We start from the raw sequence: 20,059 nt of genomic DNA on the forward strand, positions 1-20,059 counted from the left end.
AGCGGCAAGCGGGGTGGTACCGCGGCAACGCGCGAGGTCGGAACGGACCGCGTGCGACGTCGTCCCCGTGGTCCCGCCGCCGCACGCGGACCCGTGAGGGCCCGCCGACCACAGGAGCGCCATCCGCCATGGCCTATCCGCTGCACCGCACCCCGAGCGGCAAGCACGCCGCCCCCGTCGCGCCCGGCGCGTCCTTCGGCCTGCCGGCTTCCCCGGACCTGCCGGCCCTCGAGAAGGACGTCCTGGCCTACTGGGACGCCGACGGGACGTTCCAGGCGTCGATCGACGCGCGGGACGCCGGCGCGGACGGCGCCAACGAGTTCGTGTTCTACGACGGCCCGCCGTTCGCCAACGGCCTGCCGCACTACGGGCACCTGCTGACCGGGTACGCGAAGGACATCGTCGGCCGGTACCAGACGCAGCGCGGCCGCCGCGTCGAGCGCCGGTTCGGCTGGGACACGCACGGCCTGCCGGCGGAGCTCGAGGCGGAGCGGATCCTCGGCATCACGGACAAGGCGCAGATCGAGGAGATGGGCATCAAGGCGTTCAACGACGCCTGCCGCACCTCGGTGCTGCGGTACACCGACGAGTGGCAGGTGTACGTGACCCGCCAGGCCCGGTGGGTGGACTTCGAGCACGACTACAAGACGCTCGACCCGTCCTACATGGAGTCGGTCATCTGGGCGTTCAAGCGGCTGTACGACAAGGGCTGGGCGTACGAGGGCTACCGCGTGCTGCCCTACTGCTGGAACGACCAGACGCCGCTGTCCAACCACGAGCTGCGGATGGACGACGACGTCTACAAGGACGTCCAGGACCAGACGGTCACGGTGACGTTCCCGTTGACGGGCGAGCGCGCCGAGGCGCTCGGGCTGACCGACGTCGCCGCGCTCGCCTGGACGACGACGCCGTGGACGCTGCCCACCAACTCGGCGCTCGCGGTGGGACCGGACGTCACGTACGCGGTGGTGCCCGCCGGCCCGAACGGCACCTCCGCCGCCGGCGAGGCGTTCCTGATGGCGCGCGACCTGGTCGCGGGCTACGCGAAGGACCTCGGGTACGACTGGGCGGAGGACGCGCTGGCGGCCGTCACCCGCGAGCTGCGCGGCGCCGAGCTGGCGGGCGTGCGGTACGCGCCGCTGTTCGGCTACCTGGCGGACCAGCCGGGCATGGCCGAGCACGGCTTCCAGGTGCTGCTCGCCGACTACGTGACCACCGAGGACGGCACGGGCGTCGTGCACCAGGCGCCCGCCTACGGCGAGGTCGACCAGGAGACCTGCGAGGCCGTCGGCATCCCGACCGTGCTGAGCGTCGACGAGGGCGGGAAGTTCACGTCCCTCGTGCCCGACTTCCAGGGGCTGCAGGTGTTCGAGGCGAACAAGCCGATCACCCAGCGGCTGCGCGCGGACGGCCGGCTGCTGCGCCAGGCGTCCTACGTGCACTCCTACCCGCACTGCTGGCGCTGCCGGAAGCCGCTCATCTACAAGGCGGTGTCGTCCTGGTTCGTCAAGGTGACGGCGTTCCGCGACCGGATGGTCGAGCTCAACCAGGACATCTCCTGGGTCCCGGAGCACATCAAGGACGGGCAGTTCGGCAACTGGCTGGCCAACGCCCGCGACTGGTCCGTCTCCCGCAACCGGTACTGGGGCACGCCCATCCCGGTGTGGGTGAGCGACGACCCGGCCTACCCGCGGATCGACGTCTACGGCTCGTTCGCGGAGCTCGAGGCCGACTTCGGCCGGCTGCCGCTGAACGACGAGGGGCAGCCCGACCTGCACCGCCCGTTCATCGACGACCTGACCCGCCCGAACCCGGACGACCCGACGGGTGCGTCCACCATGCGCCGGATCCCGGACGTGCTGGACGTCTGGTTCGACTCCGGGTCGATGCCGTACGCCCAGGTGCACTACCCGTTCGAGAACGCCGACTGGTTCGAGCACCACTACCCGGGCGACTTCATCACCGAGTACATCGGGCAGACCCGCGGCTGGTTCTACCTGCTGCACGTGCTGGCCACGGCGCTGTTCGACCGCCCGGCGTTCCGCACCTCCGTGTCGCACGGCATCGTGCTGGGCTCGGACGGCCGCAAGATGAGCAAGTCGCTGCGGAACTACCCGGACGTCAACGAGGTGTTCGACCGCGACGGCTCGGACGCGATGCGCTGGTTCCTGATGGCCTCGCCGATCCTGCGCGGCGGCAACCTGGTCGTCACCGAGGAGGGCATCCGCTCCGAGGTGCGCCAGGTGCTGCTCCCGCTGTGGAGCACCTGGTACTTCTTCGCGCTGTACGCCAACGCGGCTCAGCAGGGCGCCGGGCTGACCGCGCGCCGCGTCACGCCCGAGACGCCCGTCACCACGATGGACCGGTACGTGCTGGCCCGGACCCGCAGGCTGGTCGAGGACGTCACCGCGCAGCTCGACGCCTACGACGTGCCGGGCGCGTGCGAGACGGTGCGCGTGCACCTGGACCTGCTGACCAACTGGTACGTCCGCACGCAGCGCGACCGGTTCTGGGCGGAGGACCAGGCGGCGTTCGACACGCTGTGGACCTCCCTGGAGACCCTGACCCGGGTGATGGCGCCGCTCGCGCCGCTGCTGTCCGAGGAGGTCTGGCGCGGCCTGACCGGCGACCGGTCGGTGCACCTGACCGACTGGCCGACCCTGGGCGACGGCTCGGCGGACGACCTGGCGCTCGCGGCCGACGACGACCTGGTCGCCGCGGTCGACGGCGTGCGCGAGGCCGTGTCCGCGGCGCTGGCGCTGCGCAAGGCGCACGGCCTGCGGGTCCGCCAGCCGCTGCGCGCGCTCCGCGTCGCCCTGCCGCAGCCGGACCTGCTCGCCCCGTTCACCGACCTGCTGGCCGCCGAGCTCAACGTCAAGCACGTCGCGCTCAGCACCGTCGAGGAGGCCGCCGCGAGCGGGGTCGCCGTCCGCCGGAACCTGGCGGTCAACGCCCGCGCCGCCGGTCCGCGCCTGGGCCGGGGCGTCCAGGCCGCGATCCGCGCGGCGAAGGCCGGTGACTGGGACACGGACGCTGACGGGACCGTGGTCGTGCGGACGCCCGACGGCGACGTGTCGCTGGAGCCGTCCGAGTACGAGCTGACCACGGCCATCGAGGTGGCGACCGCCGAGGGCGAGGCGCCGGCGCTCGCCGCGGGCGTGCTGCCCTCGGGCGGGTTCGTGGTGCTCGACCTGGCGCTGGACGACGCGCTGCGCGCCGAGGGCTACGCCCGCGACGTGGTGCGCGCCGTGCAGGACGCCCGCAAGGCGGCCGACCTGGCCGTCGGCGACCGGATCCGGCTGACCCTCAAGGTCCCGGCCCAGCACGAGGAGGCGGTCCGCACGCACCAGGAGTTCATCGCCACGGAGACGCTCGCCACCGAGGTGGTCCTCGACCCGGCGGACGGCGTCGAGCTGACGGTCGCGGTCGAGAAGGTGTCCGCGTGAGCGCCGCGAAGCGGGGCCAGGGCGGCGCCGACCACCTGCGCGACGAGGCGGCCCAGGCCGCCCGCCGCGCGGCGGACGAGGTGTACGCCGGCATCCTCGAGCGCGCGCCCGAGCACGACATCGACCCGACCCTGGACCGGGTCCTGGCGGTGTGCGAGCTGCTGGGCGACCCGCAGAAGGCCTACCGGGTCGTGCACCTCACCGGCACCAACGGCAAGACCTCGACCGCGCGGATGGTCGAGCGGCTGATCCGGGAGCACGGGCTGCGCACGGGCCGGTTCACCAGCCCGCACCTGACCCGGGTGACGGAGCGGATCGCCATCGACGGCGAGCCGATCAGCGACGAGACGTTCGTCGCGACCTGGCAGGACGTCGCGCCGTACGTGCACATGGTCGACGTCCGGGAGCAGGAGGCGGGGCGCCCGCGGCTGTCGTTCTTCGAGGTGTTCACCGTGATGGCGTTCGCCGCCTTCGCGGACGCCCCCGTGGACGTCGCGGTCGTCGAGGTCGGCATGGGCGGGCGCTGGGACGCCACGAACGTCGCGGACGGCGAGGTCGCGGTCATCACCCCGGTGGCCTACGACCACGAGCGCTACCTCGGGCACACGCTGGTGGAGATCGCGGGGGAGAAGGCCGGCATCGTCAAGGACGGCGCCACCCTGATCCTCGCGCAGCAGCAGGAGGACGCCGAGGGCGTGATCCTGCACGCCGCCGCCGAGCGCGGGGCCCGGGTCGTCCGGGAGGGCGTCGACATCGACGTGGTGGAGCGCCAGGTCGCCGTCGGCGGCCAGCTGCTCACGCTGCGCGGCACCGGCGGCACCTACACGGAGATCTTCCTGCCGCTGCACGGCGCGCACCAGGCGCACAACGCGCTGGCGGCGCTCGCGGCCGTCGAGGCGCTGATGGCCGGCGGCGGCGCCCTGGAGGCGGGCATCGTCGAGGCCGCGTTCGCGGACGCGGAGTCGCCGGGCCGCCTCGAGCTGGTGCGGTCCAGCCCGACGGTGCTGGTCGACGGGGCGCACAACCCCGCCGGGGCCGAGGCGCTGGTGGCGGCGGTCGAGGAGACCTTCGCGTTCCAGCGGGTCGTCGGCGTGGTCGGCGTGATGGCGGACAAGGACCCCGAGAGCATCCTCGCGGTGCTCGAGCCGTCGCTGGCGGAGGTCGTCGTCACGCGGGCCTCCAACCCGCGGGCGATGGAGGTCGACGACCTGGCGGAGATCGCGGTCGACGTGTTCGGCGAGGACCGGGTGCACGTGCGCGAGCGCCTGGACGAGGCCGTGACGCTCGCCGCCGACCTGGCCGAGGCCGAGGTGGAGCGCGGCGCCGCCGTGCTCGTGACGGGCTCGATCCTGCTCGTGGCCGAGGCCCGGACGCTCATGGGGCGCGCCTGACGGGTCGCGCTCGGCAGAACGGCCGGCAGCGGGGGTGCACCGATGTGCACCCCCGCTGCACGTTCCCTCCTTGACGCGCCCGACCAGCGCGGACGAGTGTGAGTGCTGTCGCGGCGAGGGCGCCGTGACCTCCCGTGGCGAAGGGACCCACGCCGTGAAGAAACTCATCAACGACCCGCAGACCGTCGTCGCCGAGTCCGTGGAGGGCTTCGGCCTCGCGCACGCGGACGTCGTGCAGGTGCACACCGACCCGCTGTTCGTCACGCGCGCCTCCGGCCCCGTGAGCGGCAAGGTCGGCCTGGTCTCCGGGGGCGGCAGCGGGCACGAGCCGCTGCACGCCGGGTTCGTCGGCGACGGCATGCTCGACGCCGCCGTGCCGGGCGCGATGTTCACCTCGCCCACCCCCGACCAGATCGCGCCGGCGCTGGCCGCCGCGGACGGCGGGGCCGGGGTGCTGGCGATCGTGAAGAACTACACGGGCGACGTGCTCAACTTCGAGACCGCGGCCGAGCTCGCCGAGGCCGACGACCTGACGGTCCGCACCGTGGTCGTGAACGACGACGTCGCCGTGGAGGACTCGCTGTACACGGCCGGCCGGCGCGGCGTGGCCGGCACGCTCGCGGTCGAGAAGATCGCCGGGGCGGCCGCCGCGCGCGGGGACGACCTGGACGCCGTGGTCGCCGTGGCCGAGAAGGTCGTGGCGAACGTGCGGTCGATGGGCGTGGCGCTCGCGGCCGGCACCGTGCCGCACGCCGGCAGGCCGTCCTTCGACCTGCCGGACGACGAGATCGAGATCGGCATCGGCATCCACGGCGAGCCCGGCCGGCGCCGGGTGCCGCTCGCCGGCGCGGACGAGATCACCGAGCTGCTGCTGACCCCGGTGGCCGACGACCTGGCGCTGGCGTCGGGGGAGCAGGTGCTGCTGTTCGTCAACGGGATGGGCGGCACGCCGCTGAGCGAGCTGTACGTCGTCTATCGTCAGGCACGCAGGCTGCTCGAGGGCCGCGGGGTGCAGGTGACCCGCTCGCTCGTGGGCAGCTATGTGACATCACTGGAGATGCAGGGCGCCTCGGTCACTGTGCTCCGGCTGGACGACGAGCTCACCGCGCTCTGGGACGCACCGGTGCGCACGGCCGCGCTGCACTGGTAGCGGTCGCGTCGCCCGTCCGGGCGCACGGGCTCGCGGGGCTGTGACGGCGGAGGTGGGAGCAGAGCATGGCGGGATCCCTGGATGCGGCCTGGGCGGTGGCGTGGACGCGCCGGACGGCGCAGGTGGTCGTCGAGCACCGTGAGGAGCTGATCGAGCTCGACCGGCAGATCGGCGACGGGGATCACGGGGAGAACCTCACGCGCGGGTTCACCGCGGTCGTCGCCAAGCTCGACGCGCTCCCCGAGGCGCCGGCCGAGGTCGGTGCCGTGCTCAAGCTGGTCGCGACCACGCTGATGTCGACCGTCGGCGGGGCCGCCGGCCCGCTGTACGGCACGGCCTACCTGCGCGCCGCCAAGGTCACCGGCCTCCCGGAGCTGGACAGCGGCGCCGTCGTCGCGATGCTCGAGGCGGGCCTGGAGGGCATCGTCGTCCGCGGCAAGGCGACCACGGGGGAGAAGACCATGGTCGACGCCTGGTCCCCGGCCGTGGAGGCCGCCGTGGCCGCGGCGGACGCCGGCGGCTCGCCCGCCGCCGTGCTCGCGGCGGCGGCCGAGGCCGCGCGGGCCGGCGCCGAGGCCACCATCCCGCTGGTGGCGACCAAGGGCCGCGCGTCCTACCTCGGCGAGCGGTCCGCCGGACACCAGGACCCGGGGGCGACGTCCACCGCTCTCATCCTCGACGCGGCGGCCGTCACGGCGGAGGCGGCGGGATGAGCACCGCCCCGGTCGCCCTCGTGCTGGTCTCGCACTCGGCGACCCTGGCCGCGGGCGTCCGCGAGCTGGCCGCCCAGATGGCGCCGGACGTGCTGATCCTCGCGGCGGGCGGGGACGGCGCGGGCGGGCTCGGCACCAGCTTCGACCTGGTCGAGCAGGCGCTGACCGACGCGACCGCCGACGGGCGCTCGGCGGTGGTGCTCACGGACCTGGGGTCCGCCGTCCTCACCACCGAGTCGGTGCTGGAGCTGCTGGACGAGGACGTCGCCGCCCGGGTGCACCTGGCCGACGCGCCCTTCGTGGAGGCCGCGGTGGCCGCCGGCGTGACGGCGGCCGGCGGGGCGCCGGTGGGCGAGGTGCTGGGCGCCGCGGTGGCCGCCGGGGCGGGGTTCCCGCACGCCGTCGGCGCGGGGCAGGTCGAGCCGGCGGCCGCCACCCCCGCCCCGCACCCGGACGAGCACGCCGGCGTCATCACGGCGCACGTCGTGGTGCGCAACCCGCTGGGCCTGCACGCCCGGCCCGCCGCGGTGCTCGCGCGGATGATGGCCGGGTTCGACGCCGCCGTGCAGGTGGACGGCGTGAACGCCGCCAGCGTGCTGGAGCTCATGCAGCTCGGTGCCGGCCAGGGCCGCAGCCTCGAGGTCGCAGCCAGCGGCCCGCAGGCCCGCGTCGCGGTCGACGCGTTCGTCGGGGCCGTCGAGGAGGGCTTCGGCGAGGTGTGACCCGGTGTGACGCACGAGGCACTGGTGGTTGACTGACACAACTCTGCAGCACGTGCAAGAATGCATGCCATGCAGGAATCGACCGAGCCCGAGGGGCTGCGCGCCCGCAAGAAGCGCGCCCGCCTGGAGGCGCTGGTCGACGCGACGCACCGGCTGGCCGCCGAGCGCGGCCTGGACGCCGTCACCGTCGAGGACATCTGCGCCGAGGTCGGCGTCAGCGTCCGCACGTTCTTCAACTATTTCGAGTCCAAGAACGACGCGGTGCTCGGCCTGGCGCACTGGCGGATGGACCCCGCCGCCGCGGAGGCGTTCGCCTCCGGCGGCCCGAGCGGCGACCTGCTGACGGACATGCAGACGCTGCTGGCCAGCGCGCTCGACCACCCGCCGCTCGGCAAGGAGCGCATGGAGCGCGCGTTCGCGGTGGTGCGCAGCCACCCGGACCTGCTGATGCGCGCCTACACGCACGTCCAGGGCCTGCACGACGAGATCGAGGCCCTGGTCCGGCGCCGGCTCGGGGACGCGGCCGACGAGGCCGTCGTCCTGCTGGTCGGCGCCCTGCTGCTGGTCCTGTCCCACGCGACCTTCCTCCGGTGGGACACCGCCGGCCGGGAGGGCGACGTGCACACCCACCTGCCCTCGGTGGTCGCGGACCTGGCGGGCATCCTCGCGCCGCCGCCCCGCTGACCACCTCCGCACTCGAGCACCTCCGCACCCCGTCGACGACGACGCCCCGAGCCGTCGCCGGGGCGTCCTGCCGACCCCGACCGAACGGACGAGGTACCCATGGCATCCGCCGCCCCCGCACCCGACAAGCCGCTGGTGGAGCTGAACCAGCGCACCATCTGGCTGATCTTCGGCGCCCTGCTCGCCAGCATGCTGCTGTCGTCGCTCGACCAGTCGATCGTCGGCACCGCGATGCCGACCATCGTCGGCGAGCTGAACGGCGTCGAGCACCAGGGCTGGGTCGTGACGATCTACATCCTGGCCATCGCGATCGTCATGCCGCTGTACGGCAAGTTCGGCGACCTGTGGGGCCGGCGCTGGCCGTTCCTCATCGCCATCGCGCTGTTCACCGTCGCGTCCGCCGGCGCGGGCTTCGCGCAGTCGTTCGGGGAGCTCGTCGCGTGGCGCGGCGTGCAGGGCCTCGGCGGCGGCGGCCTGATCATCCTGTCCCAGGCGATCATCGCCGACATCGTGCCTGCCAAGGAGCGCGGCAAGTACATGGGCCCGATGGGCGCGATGTTCGGCGTCGCGGCCGTGGCCGGCCCGCTGCTCGGCGGCCTGTTCACCGACCACGCCGACTGGCGCTGGTGCTTCTGGATCAACATCCCGGTCGGCATCGCGGCGTTCGTGACCGCGTGGATCACGCTGAAGCTCCCGAGCCACCGCTCGGGCCGCAAGCTCGACGTCGCCGGCATCGTGCTGCTCACCCTGGCCACCTCCGGCCTGGTGCTCGTCACCTCGTGGAGCTCCGTCAGCGGCGAGGCGGGCTACGACTGGTCCGACGGCCGCCTGGTCGGCCTGCTGGTCGCGACGGTCGCCGCCGCGGTCGCGTTCGTCCTGGTCGAGCTGCGCGCGCAGGAGCCGATCCTGCCGCTGCGCCTGTTCAAGAACCGGACCTTCACGCTGGCCACCGGCGTCGGCCTGGTCATCGGCATGGGCATGTTCGCCTCGCTCGCGTTCCTGCCGACCTTCCTGCAGATGTCGACCGGGTCGGGCGTGACCGAGTCCGGCCTGCTCATGCTCCCGATGACCGTCGGCGTCATGCTGACGGCGATCGGGTCCGGCATCGCGATCACGAAGACCGGGCGGTACAAGGCGTTCCCGATCACCGGCATGGCCATCGCGACGCTCGGCCTCGCGTGGCTCACCACGATCACCGGCGACATGTCGATGGTGCTGTTCGGCGCGATGATCTTCTTCCTGGGCGCCGGCCTCGGCCTGGTGATGCAGACGATCGTGCTCGCCGTCCAGAACTCGGTCGACCCGCACGAGCTCGGCACCGCGACCAGCGCGAACAACTTCTTCCGCGAGATCGGCGCGGCCGTCGGCACGGCGCTGTTCAGCACCATCTTCACCAGCCGGCTGTCGGAGCGGCTGGAGGCCGTCTTCGCGGGCGCGCCCGCCGGCGGGGACGCGGCGATCGACCCGTCCAGTTCGGCCGAGTCGCTCACCCCGGCCGTGGTCGCGCAGCTGCCCGAGCAGCTGCACGACGGCGTCGTGAACGCCTACACCGAGGCGCTGGCCCCGGCGTTCTGGTACCTCGTGCCGCTGCTGGCGCTGGGCTTCGTGCTCACGCTGTTCCTGCGCGAGGTGAAGCTCTCCGACGTCGCCGGCATGGTGGCGCGCGGCGAGGCGACGGCCGGCGGTCCCGCGGGCACGCCCGCGGCCGTCGACGCGGCTGCGCAGGGGGCGGCGTCCGTGCCGCCCGGCCCGGTCGGCGCGACCGTCCCGTCGGGGGCAGGCGACGGCACCCCCGGTGCCGGGTCCGGCCACGACCGCCGGTAACCTGCGGTCGTGAACTCAGCCCACGACATCGCTCGCTGCGCTCCCGATCCCGCGGGGGCCCCGGAGTGAGCATGCACGCGTCGCGGCCCCCGCGCCCCAAGCGCCCCGCCAAGCCCCAGTTCACCTCGATGATCCTGGTCCTCGAGGGCGTGCTGGTGCTGTTCGCGGCGCTGACGGCGTACGGGCTGCGCTCGGCCCCGCCACCGGTCATCTGGACCGTGGCGGGGTCGATGTTCCTCGTCCTGGTCGTCCTGTCCCGGATGGTGACGCGGCCTGGCGGCTACGTCGCCGGCTCGGTGGCCCAGCTGCTGGTGATCGCCTGCGGGGTGGTGATCCCGCTGATGTACGTCCTCGGGCTGCTGTTCGCGGTGCTGTGGTTCGTGTCGCTGCGGCTCGGCGGGCGGATCGACGCGGAGCGCGCGGAGTTCGACCGGCTCTACCCGGACCAGACCCCGCAGGGCGGGCTGCCGGACCGCTCGGACCCGCCCGCGCCGTAGCCGCCCCTCCGGTTAGAGTCACCCGCATGAGCGACATCCAGCGCACCCTCGTCCTGGTCAAGCCCGACGGCGTCCGCCGCGGACTCTCCGGCGAGGTCCTCCGCCGCATCGAGGCCAAGGGCTACACCCTCGTGGCCGTCGAGCTCCGCACCGCCGACGACGCCCTGCTGCAGCAGCACTACGCCGAGCACGAGGGCAAGCCGTTCTTCCAGCCCCTGGTCGACTTCATGAAGTCCGGCCCGGTGCTCGCCGTGGTCGCCGAGGGCCACCGCGTCATCGAGGGCTTCCGGTCCCTGGCCGGCTCCACCGAGCCGACCACCGCGGCGCCCGGCACCATCCGCGGCGACCTCGGCCGCGACTGGGGCCTCAAGGTGACCCAGAACCTCGTGCACGGCTCGGACTCCGAGGAGTCGGCCGCCCGCGAGATCGGCCTCTGGTTCCCCGCCCTCGCGTCCTGACCCGTCCCGCACCCGTCCCGTACCCGGAGCCGTCGAGCGCCGAGGTCGTCACACGTCGGCGAGGTCGTCACACCTACGTGACGACCTCGTCGTCGTCTGACGACCTCACGGGTCCGCGGGGGCCGCGAGGTGCCCGCGGCCGGAGCCTCCGCGGGCGGGCGGGTCCGCCGCACTAGGCTGCGGCCGTGCACCTGAAGACGCTCACCCTGCGCGGGTTCAAGTCGTTCGCCTCGGCGACGACGCTGAACCTGGAGCCCGGGGTGACCTGCGTCGTCGGGCCGAACGGCTCGGGCAAGTCCAACGTCGTCGACGCGCTCGCCTGGGTGATGGGCGAGCAGGGCGCCAAGTCCCTGCGCGGCGGCAAGATGGAGGACGTCATCTTCGCCGGCACCTCCGGCCGCCCGCCGCTGGGCCGGGCCGAGGTGTCCCTGACGATCGACAACTCCGACGGCGCGCTGCCGATCGAGTACACCGAGGTGACGATCTCGCGGACGCTGTTCCGCAACGGCGGCTCGGAGTACGCGATCAACGGCCGCGCCTGCCGGCTGCTGGACATCCAGGACCTGCTGTCCGACTCGGGCCTGGGTCGCGAGATGCACGTGATCGTCGGCCAGGGTCAGCTCGACGCCGTGCTGCGGGCGACCCCCGAGGAGCGCCGCGGCTTCATCGAGGAGGCGGCCGGCGTCCTCAAGCACCGCAAGCGCAAGGAGAAGGCGCTCCGCAAGCTCGACGCGATGCAGGCCAACCTGACCCGCCTGACCGACCTGACCGCGGAGCTGCGGCGGCAGCTCGGCCCCCTCGGCCGGCAGGCGGAGGTCGCCCGCCGCGCGCAGACCGTGCAGGCCGACCTGCGCGACGCCCGCGCGCGGCTGCTGGCCGACGACCTGGCCCAGCTGACCGCGACCCTGGAGCAGGAGATCGCCGACGACACGGCGCTGCGCGCCCGGCGGGCCGAGGCGGAGCAGGCGCTGGACTCCGCCCGCGCGCGGCTGGCGGCGCTCGAGCGCGAGGCGGCGGAGGCCGCACCGGCGCTGGGGGCGGCCGCGGAGCTCTGGTACGGGCTGTCGTCGCTGCGCGAGCGGCTGCTTGGCACTGCCTCGCTGGCGGGGGACCGGGCGCGGCTGCTCGGCACGGCAGGCCCCGAGCCGAGCCGCGGCCAGGACCCCGACGAGCTGGAGCGCCAGGCCGAGCGCGCGCGGGCGGCGGAGGCCGAGCTGGCGGCCGAGGTGGAGGTCGCGCGCACCGGGCTGACCGCCGCGCAGGCCGCGCGCCAGGAGGCGGAGGACGCCGCCGCCGCGGCGGAGAAGGCGCTCGCCACCGTGCTGCGCGGTGCCGCCGACCGGCGCGAGGGCCTCGCCCGGCTCGCGGGCCAGGTCGGCGCCCGGCGCAGCAGGCTCGAGGCCACCGAGGCCGAGATCGGCCGCCTGCGCGCCACCCTGACCGAGGCCGAGCGCCGCGGGCAGGAGGCCACCGTCGAGTTCGCCGCCCTCGAGACGCAGGTCGCGGGCGTCGAGGAGGGGGAGGAGGGCCTGGACGCCGCGCACGAGGCCGCGGCCGAGGCCGTCGAGACCGCCGCCGCCCGCGTCGCGGAGCTGACCGAGCAGCTGAGCGGGGCGGAGCGCGAGCACGCGGCGCTGACCTCCCGGATCGAGACGCTGGAGCTCAGCCTCACGCGCAAGGACGGCGCCGGCGCGCTGCTCGGCTCGGACGACCTGGCCGGCGTGGTCGGCTCGCTCGCCGCCCTGATCGGCGTGGCCCCGGGCGACGAGGACGCGATCGTCGCCGCGCTCGGGGCCTCGGCCGACGCGGTGGCCGTCGAGTCCGTCGAGGCCGCCGTCGACGCGATCCGCTGGCTGCGGGACCAGGACGCCGGGCGCGCCGGGCTCGTGGTGGCCGCCGCGGCTTCCGACGCCGAGGACGCGCCGGGCGCCGCCCCGGACGGGGCCGCCTGGGCGGTGGACCTGGTGCAGGCCCCGCCGGCCGTGCTGCCCGCCGTGCGCCGGCTGCTGCGCGACGTCGTCGTCGTGGACGACCTGGTGGCGGCCCGGGTGGTGCTGCGCGGTCGTCCCGACCTGGTGGTCGCGACGCGCACCGGTGACGTGCTGGCCACGCACCGGGCGTCCGGCGGGTCGGCGACGGCGCCGAGCGCCCTGCACCTGCAGACCGCGCTCGACGACGCCCGGCAGGGCGCCGACGCCGCCACGGCCCGGGCGGAGCAGGCCCGGTTCGCGCTGGTGGGGGCCCGCGAGGCGCACGAGGCGGCCCGCGCGGAGTACGAGGGCACCCTGGAGCGGCTGAACGAGTCCGACGCCGCGCTGGCGGCCGTCGCCGAGCAGCTCGGGCACCTCGGCGCGACCGCCCGCGCAGCGCGCGCCGAGGCCGAGCGCGTGCGCGCGTCGCTGACCACGGCCGAGGAGGCGCTGGCGGCCGGCGCCACCGAGCTGGCGGAGCTCACCGAGCGGCTCGCCGCCGCGGAGGCCGAGCCCGCCGACACCGACACCGCCATCGAGGAGCGCACCGCCGAGCGGGAGACGCTGACGGCCGCGGCCTCGGCCGCGCGCGGCCGCGAGATGGAGGCCCGTCTGACGCTGCGCACGGCCGAGGAGCGTGCCCGGGCCCTGTCCGGGCGCGCCGAGTCCCTGGCCCGCGCCGCGCGGACGGAGCGCGCCGCCCGGGAGAAGGCCGCGGAGCGCGAGCGCGCCCGGGCCCGGCACGCCGCGATCGCCACCGCCGTCGCGCAGGGCGCCGCGCAGACGCTCGGCGTGCTGGAGCGCAGCCTGGCCGCCGCCGCCGCCGAGCGGGACGCCGCCGAGGCCGCGCGCGCCGAGCGGGAGGCCGAGCTGGGCACCGTGCGCACCCAGCTGGACGAGCGGCAGCGCGAGGTCGCCCGGCTGACCGACGCCGCGCACCGCGACGAGGTGGCGCGCGCGGAGCAGCGGCTGCGCGTCGAGCAGCTGCAGACCCGCGCCGTCGAGGACCTGGGGATCGACCCGGCCGTGCTGGTCGAGGAGTTCGGCCCGCACCGCGGGGTCCCCGTGCTGACGGCACCGGCGGACGCAGCGGACGCAGCGGACCCGGACGGCGACCCCGCGCCCCGGGAGGTGCCGTACGTCCGGGCCGAGCAGGAGAAGCGCCTGAAGCAGGCCGAGCGCGCGCTGTCCCAGCTGGGGCGGGTCAACCCGCTCGCGCTGGAGGAGTTCGCGGCGCTGGAGGAGCGGCACAAGTTCCTGGTCGAGCAGCTCGCCGACCTCAAGAAGTCCCGCGCCGACCTGATGGAGATCGTCCGCGAGATCGACGAGCGCGTCGAGCAGGTGTTCGCCGAGGCGTACCGGGACACCGCCGCGCAGTTCGACCTGGTGTTCCCGCGGCTCTTCCCGGGCGGCGAGGGGCGGCTGGTGCTCACCGACCCCGGCGACATGCTCACCACCGGCATCGAGGTCGAGGCCCGCCCCGCCGGCAAGAAGGTCAAGCGGCTGTCGCTGCTGTCCGGCGGCGAGCGGTCGCTGACGGCCGTCGCGCTGCTGGTGTCGATCTTCAAGGCCCGGCCCAGCCCGTTCTACGTGATGGACGAGGTCGAGGCCGCGCTGGACGACGCGAACCTGGGCCGGCTGCTGGAGATCTTCACCGAGCTGCAGCGCGACTCCCAGCTGATCGTCGTCACCCACCAGAAGCGCACGATGGAGATCGCCGACGCCCTCTACGGCGTCACGATGCGCGGCGACGGCGTGACGACCGTCATCAGCCAGCGGCTGCGGGACGAGGTCGGGGTCTGAGGCGCCACGGCGCCGTGTGAAGATCCCGTAGCAGTTCGACGCGGGTGCGCGCGGCGCCCCGGCGCGTCGCCGCCGGACGACCGATCATCATCACCATGGGCGGGTACATCTGGGTGGTCGGGCTGGCGCTGCTGGCCGCGATCGGGGTCATCGCCGTCGCGAACGCAGCCGGCGGCGGCAGCACGGACGTGCGCGGGTTCTGGCGGGACTTCCGCAGCGGCCTGCGCCGCCGGCGCGACGAGGACGCCGGTGACCTGGACGAGGCCGAGCCGGTCGACGTCCCGTTCGACCAGCTGTTCGCCGAGGTCTCCCAGCCGGACGACGGCTACCTGCAGCTGGACGAGCTCGCCGGCGTGCTCGAGCGCACGGGCGAGCGCGCGAGCCGGCTCCGCGGGCACCTGCCGCAGTCCCGCACCGGGTCGAGCACGGCCGCCCGCCGGCCCGCGACGCCGTCGGCAGCGCCCGGCCCCGCGGGCGCGCCCGGCCCCGCGGGCCCGACCGGGCCGCGGCGCGGCGGGCACGTGCCCGTCGGCAGGGTCGCGGCGCCCGCCGCACCGCCCGCCGTGCCGCCGCAGCGCGGCGACGGCTGACGCGGCCTGACACACTGTCCGGGTGGACTCGAACGACCTCCTGAACCTGCTCCTCGTCGGCGTGCCGGCCCTGGCCCTGCTGGGCGGCGGTGCCGCGGTCATCCAGCGACGCCGCTCGGGCGACCGCGGCGACCGGCCCGAGGACCGCCCCGCCGGCAGCACCACCACGCTGGAGCGCCCCGCGGCCCCCGCGCCCGAGGCCGAGGCGCCCGAGGTCGCGGTCCCCGCGCCGGAGTCCGCCGCGACGGCGCCGGCCCTCGAGGTCCCGGCGCCCGCGGCCGGCCGGCTGTCCCGGCTGCGCGACCGGCTCGCCCGGTCGGGCTCGCCGCTCGGCGCCCGGATGCTGCAGGTGCTGTCCCGCGACCACCTCACGGAGGACGACTGGGACGAGCTCGAGGAGACGCTGCTGCTGGCCGACGTCGGCGCCGGCCCGTCCGCCGACCTCGTCGAGGCGCTGCGCACGCAGGCCCGGGTGCAGGGCCTCAAGGACCCCGCCCAGGTGCGGTCCCTGCTGCGCGAGCAGCTGCTCGCGCTGGTGGACCCGACGCTGGACCGCTCGCTCGCGACCGCGCCCACCTCGGGCGAGGACGGCGTCACCGTCCCGGCCGTCGTCCTGGTCGTCGGGGTCAACGGCACCGGCAAGACGACCACCGTCGGCAAGCTGTCCCGCGTCCTGGTCGCCGAGGGCCGCACGGTCGTGCTGGGCGCGGCGGACACCTTCCGCGCCGCCGCGGCGGACCAGCTCGAGACCTGGGGGTCGCGCGTCGGCGTGCGCACCGTCCGCTCCGACCGCGACGGGGCCGACCCGGCCTCGGTGGCGTTCGAGGCGGTCCGCGAGGGCGTGGCCGAGGGCGTCGACGTCGTCCTGGTCGACACCGCCGGGCGGCTGCAGAACAAGGCCGGCCTGATGGACGAGCTCGGCAAGATCACCCGCGTCATCACGCGCACCGCGCCGCTGTCCGAGGTCCTGCTGGTCCTCGACGCCACCACCGGCCAGAACGGCATGAACCAGGCCCGGGTGTTCGCCGAGGTCGCGGGCGTCACCGGCATCGTGCTGACCAAGCTGGACGGCACCGCCAAGGGCGGCATCGTCGTGGCGGTGCAGCGCGAGCTCGGCGTGCCGGTCAAGCTCGTCGGCCTGGGGGAGGGCCCGGACGACCTGGCGCCGTTCGACGCCGAGGAGTTCGTGGACGGCATCCTCGGCTGACGCCGGACCGTTCGCGGGCTGAGACGCAGGCCGTCCGGCAACAGAACGTTTACCTCGCGGACCCTCGCGTCACACGCGTGTAACGCGCGCTGCCACGCCACGAAATGCCCGACCAGGACGCTGGTGCCCGATCCGGCCGCTCGTGCCGACGAACGGGAAAGGCGACCTGCATGGAAGAGTTCGCGCTCGACAGCGGAAATACCGCGTGGATGCTCACGTCCGCGTCCCTGGTCCTCCTGATGACGCCTGGTCTGGCGTTCTTCTACGGCGGCATGGTGCGTGGCAAGAGCGTGCTGAACATGATGATGATGAGCTTCGGCGCCATCGGCGTCGTCGGCCTCATCTGGGTGCTCTACGGCTACTCCGGTGTGTTCGGCACCGACGTCGCGGGCCTGATCGGCAACCCGTTCGACTGGTTCGGCCTCGCCGGGATGACCGACGACGACAGCCTGATGCTCGGCATGGGCGTCCCGGCGCTGGTCGCCGTGGGCTACCAGGCGACCTTCGCCATCATCACCGTCGCGCTGATCTCCGGCGCCATCGCGGACCGGACCAAGTTCGGCACCTGGCTGGCCTTCGTGGCCGTCTGGGTCACCGTGGTCTACGTCCCCCTCGCGCACATGGTCTGGGGCGGCGGCGCGCTCGGCGCCGACGGCATCACCAGCGGCCTGTCCACCCCGATCGACTTCGCCGGCGGCACGGTCGTGCACATCAACGCCGGTATCGCGGGCCTGGTGCTCGCCGTGATCATCGGCAAGCGGAAGGGCTTCGGCAAGGAGCCGATGCGGCCGCACAACCTGCCGTTCGTCATGCTCGGCGCGGCGCTGCTGTGGTTCGGCTGGTTCGGGTTCAACGCCGGCTCCGAGTTCGGCGCCGACTCCGTGTCCGGACGCGCCTGGCTCAACACGCTCGTCGCCACCGCGGTCGCCATCCTCGGCTGGCTGATCACGGAGAAGATCCGCGACGGCCACGCCACCTCGCTGGGCGCCGCGTCCGGCGTCGTCGCCGGCCTGGTCGCGATCACCCCGGCCGCCGCGGCGGTCGACACCTTCGGCGCCATCGCCATCGGCCTCGTCGCGGGCGTCCTGTGCGCCCTCGCGGTCGGGCTGAAGTACCGGTTCGGCTACGACGACTCGCTCGACGTGGTCGGCGTGCACCTGGTCGGCGGTCTGGTCGGCACGATCCTGATCGGCCTGTTCGCGACCGACGGCGACTCCGCCTGGTTCCCGGACGGCGCCATGGAGGGCCTGTTCTACGGTGGCGGCGTGACGCAGCTGCTCACGCAGATCATCGTCGCGGTCGCGGCGATCGTGTTCTCCGGCCTGGCGACGCTCGTCATCGCCGTGATCCTCAAGGCCACGATGGGCTGGCGGGTCAGCGAGGAGGCCGAGGTCGGCGGCATCGACCTCGCCGTGCACGGTGAGACCGCATACGAGACGCTGGGCGGCGCCCGCGTGGTGACGGAGGTGAAGGCATGACCAAGCTCGTGACGGCAGTCATCCAGCCCCATCGGCTGGACGACGTGAAGTCGGCCCTCGAGGCGGCCGGTGTCCGCGGTCTGACGGTGAGCGAGGCGAGCGGCTACGGCCGGCAGCGCGGCCACACCGAGGTCTACCGCGGCGCGGAGTACACCGTCGACCTGGTGCCGAAGGTGAAGATCGACGTGCTGGTCGCCGACGAGGACACCCCCGGTGTCGTCGAGGTGGTCGTCAAGGCCGCGCAGACCGGCAAGATCGGCGACGGCAAGGTCTGGGTCGTCCCGGTCGAGGACGTCGCCCGGGTGCGCACCGGCGAGCACGGCCCCGACGCGCTGTAGATGGCTGCACTGCCCGAGGTCCCGCACCCCCGCGATCCCGTGGGGGTGCGGGACCTCCGCCATGAGCGGCTCGACCTCGCCACGCGGGAGTCCGGGCCCGACGCCGACGGCGCCGAGCGGCGCCGGACCATGTCCGACCTGGTGCTGCGGCGCCTCGCCGAGCAGTGGGAGCTCGCCACCGACGGGCGCGAGACGCCCGGCATCGGGCTCGGCGCGGTCGGCAGCGTCGGCCGCGGCGACGCGAGCCCGACCAGCGACCTGGACCTGCTGCTGGTGCACGACGGCCGCGGCCACACCGCCGCGGAGCTCGCACAGCTGGCCGACCGGCTCTGGTACCCCGTGTGGGACGCCGGGCTGGACCTGGACCACTCCGTGCGCTCGCTCGCGCAGTGCCGCCAGGTCGCGTCCAAGGACCTGCCGGCCGCGGTCGGGCTGCTCGACCTGCGCCCGGTCGCGGGCGACCCGGGGATCGTGCACCGCGCGCGCTCCGCGCTGCTCGCCGACTGGCGGTCCGCCGCGCGCCGCCGGCTGCCCGAGCTGCTGGCCTCCACCCGGCAGCGCGCCGAGCGGCACGGCGAGCTCGCGTACCTGATCGAGCCCGACCTCAAGGAGGCCCGCGGCGGGATCCGGGACGCCGTCGTGCTGTCCGCGCTCGCCGCCACCTGGCTGACCGACCGCCCGCACGGCGCCGTCGACCGGGCGCACGCGCACCTGCTCGACGTGCGGGACGCCGTGCAGACCGTGAGCCGGCGGCACACCAACCGGCTGCTGCTCGCGGACCAGGACGAGGTCGCCGCGCTGCTCGGCGTGGGGGACCGCGACGACCTGCTCGCCGGGCTGGCCGAGGCCGGCCGCATCGTCTCCTACGCGCTCGACACCACGGCCCGGAACGCCCGGCAGGCGCTGGCCCGGCCCGCCCGCCGGCCGGTGCTGGTCCGGGGCCGCCGGACGCCCCCGCGGCTGCGCACCGTCGGGGAGGGCCTGGTCGAGCACGACGGGGAGCTGGTGCTCGCCGCCGACGCCGAGCCGGGCACCGACCCGCTGCTCGCGCTGCGCGCCGCCGCGACCGCCGCGCGCACGGGGCTCACGCTGTCGCCGATCACCGTGGCCAGCCTGGAGCGGACCCCCGCGCTGCCGACGCCGTGGCCCCGGGCCGCGCGCACGCTGCTGGTCCAGCTGCTCGCCACAGGCGCGGCGCAGGTGCCGGTGTGGGAGGCGCTGGACCTGGCGGGCGTCGTCACGACCTGGATCCCGGAGTGGGCCGGGGTGCGGAACCGCCCGCAGCGCTCGCCGATCCACCGGCACACCGTCGACCGGCACCTGGTCGAGGCCGCGGCCCGCGCCGCCGGGCTGCGGCGGACGGTCGAGCGGCCGGACGTGCTGCTCGTCGCCGCGCTGCTGCACGACATCGGCAAGCGCGCCGGTGCGGGGGACCACTCCGTCGAGGGCGCGCGCCTGGCCGGGCCGATCGCGCTGCGGATGGGCTTCGGTCCCGACGACGCCGCCGACGTCGCGCGGCTGGTGCGGCACCACCTGACGCTGTCCGAGCTCGCCACGGGCTCCGACCCGGACGACCCGGCGACCGTGGACGCGCTGCTGGCCGCCGTCGACCACCGGGCGGACCTGCTGACGCTGCTGCGGGCGCTCACCGAGGCCGACGCGTCCTCCGCCGGGCCGGCCGCCTGGACCGCGTGGCGCGCCCAGCTCGCCGACGACCTCGTGGCGCGGGCGTCGGCCCGGCTGGCGGGTACCCTGGGACGTCCCTGACCGCCGAGAGAGCGTGAGGAT

General features: G+C 74.8%; 15 protein-coding genes. All 15 read left to right on the forward strand.

Features of this window, described 5'->3' with window-relative positions; genetic code table 11:
- The first annotated feature begins 128 nt into the window (after nucleotides 1-128).
- The 15 genes from ileS to AC1050_RS15125 all read left to right on the forward strand — a co-directional run bounded on the left by ileS (nucleotide 129) and on the right by AC1050_RS15125 (nucleotide 20,038).
- Nucleotides 129-3,446 (forward strand): isoleucine--tRNA ligase, encoded by a 3,318-nt coding sequence (gene ileS / locus AC1050_RS15055; protein WP_482388215.1) that lies wholly within the window; start codon nucleotides 129-131, stop codon nucleotides 3,444-3,446.
- Entirely contained in the window at nucleotides 3,443-4,837 is a 1,395-nt protein-coding gene (locus AC1050_RS15060) for a bifunctional folylpolyglutamate synthase/dihydrofolate synthase (RefSeq protein ID WP_482388216.1), read from the forward strand. The genes ileS and AC1050_RS15060 overlap by 4 nt, the downstream gene beginning before the upstream one ends.
- 154 nt (nucleotides 4,838-4,991) lie before the next feature.
- A complete protein-coding gene (gene dhaK / locus AC1050_RS15065) occupies nucleotides 4,992-5,987 on the forward strand; it encodes a dihydroxyacetone kinase subunit DhaK (RefSeq protein WP_482388217.1) in 996 nt (331 codons plus the stop codon).
- 65 nt (nucleotides 5,988-6,052) lie between these two features.
- Nucleotides 6,053-6,700: a dihydroxyacetone kinase subunit DhaL gene (dhaL, locus tag AC1050_RS15070; RefSeq protein WP_482388218.1), complete on the forward strand. Its 648-nt coding sequence runs from the start codon at nucleotides 6,053-6,055 to the stop codon at nucleotides 6,698-6,700.
- The gene (gene dhaM / locus AC1050_RS15075; RefSeq protein WP_482388219.1) at nucleotides 6,697-7,422 is read left to right on the forward strand and encodes a dihydroxyacetone kinase phosphoryl donor subunit DhaM; all 726 of its coding nucleotides are present in this window, start codon (nucleotides 6,697-6,699) and stop codon (nucleotides 7,420-7,422) included. The genes dhaL and dhaM overlap by 4 nt, the downstream gene beginning before the upstream one ends.
- Before the next feature lie 69 nt (nucleotides 7,423-7,491).
- Nucleotides 7,492-8,106: a TetR/AcrR family transcriptional regulator gene (locus AC1050_RS15080; protein WP_482388220.1), complete on the forward strand. Its 615-nt coding sequence runs from the start codon at nucleotides 7,492-7,494 to the stop codon at nucleotides 8,104-8,106.
- A gap of 99 nt (nucleotides 8,107-8,205) precedes the next feature.
- Nucleotides 8,206-9,930 carry an MDR family MFS transporter gene (locus tag AC1050_RS15085; protein WP_482388221.1) on the forward strand — a complete coding sequence of 575 codons (1,725 nt, stop codon included), beginning with the start codon at nucleotides 8,206-8,208 and terminating at the stop codon, nucleotides 9,928-9,930.
- Between the two features lie 71 nt (nucleotides 9,931-10,001).
- Complete coding sequence (locus AC1050_RS15090) at nucleotides 10,002-10,427, forward strand: DUF4233 domain-containing protein (RefSeq protein WP_482388222.1); 426 nt, start codon at nucleotides 10,002-10,004, stop codon at nucleotides 10,425-10,427.
- Nucleotides 10,428-10,453: 26 nt separating this feature from the next.
- Nucleotides 10,454-10,885, forward strand: coding sequence for a nucleoside-diphosphate kinase (ndk, locus tag AC1050_RS15095; protein WP_482388223.1), 432 nt, complete (start codon nucleotides 10,454-10,456; stop codon nucleotides 10,883-10,885).
- 185 nt (nucleotides 10,886-11,070) lie between these two features.
- Nucleotides 11,071-14,658, forward strand: a complete 3,588-nt coding sequence (smc, locus tag AC1050_RS15100) for a chromosome segregation protein SMC (protein WP_482388224.1) — start codon at nucleotides 11,071-11,073, stop codon at nucleotides 14,656-14,658.
- Nucleotides 14,659-14,753: 95 nt separating this feature from the next.
- Nucleotides 14,754-15,248 (forward strand): hypothetical protein, encoded by a 495-nt coding sequence (locus tag AC1050_RS15105; RefSeq protein ID WP_482388225.1) that lies wholly within the window; start codon nucleotides 14,754-14,756, stop codon nucleotides 15,246-15,248.
- A gap of 22 nt (nucleotides 15,249-15,270) precedes the next feature.
- Nucleotides 15,271-16,455, forward strand: coding sequence for a signal recognition particle-docking protein FtsY (gene ftsY, locus AC1050_RS15110; RefSeq protein WP_482388226.1), 1,185 nt, complete (start codon nucleotides 15,271-15,273; stop codon nucleotides 16,453-16,455).
- A gap of 170 nt (nucleotides 16,456-16,625) precedes the next feature.
- Nucleotides 16,626-17,933 carry an ammonium transporter gene (locus AC1050_RS15115; RefSeq protein ID WP_482388227.1) on the forward strand — a complete coding sequence of 436 codons (1,308 nt, stop codon included), beginning with the start codon at nucleotides 16,626-16,628 and terminating at the stop codon, nucleotides 17,931-17,933.
- Nucleotides 17,930-18,271, forward strand: a complete 342-nt coding sequence (locus AC1050_RS15120) for a P-II family nitrogen regulator (protein WP_454049186.1) — start codon at nucleotides 17,930-17,932, stop codon at nucleotides 18,269-18,271. Before AC1050_RS15115 ends, AC1050_RS15120 begins: the two co-directional genes overlap by 4 nt.
- On the forward strand, nucleotides 18,272-20,038 hold the full coding sequence (locus tag AC1050_RS15125; protein ID WP_482388228.1) for a [protein-PII] uridylyltransferase: 1,767 nt from the start codon (nucleotides 18,272-18,274) through the stop codon (nucleotides 20,036-20,038).
- Nucleotides 20,039-20,059 lie beyond the last annotated feature (21 nt).

It is taken from the genome of Cellulomonas sp. NEAU-ZC6 (assembly GCF_056844425.1).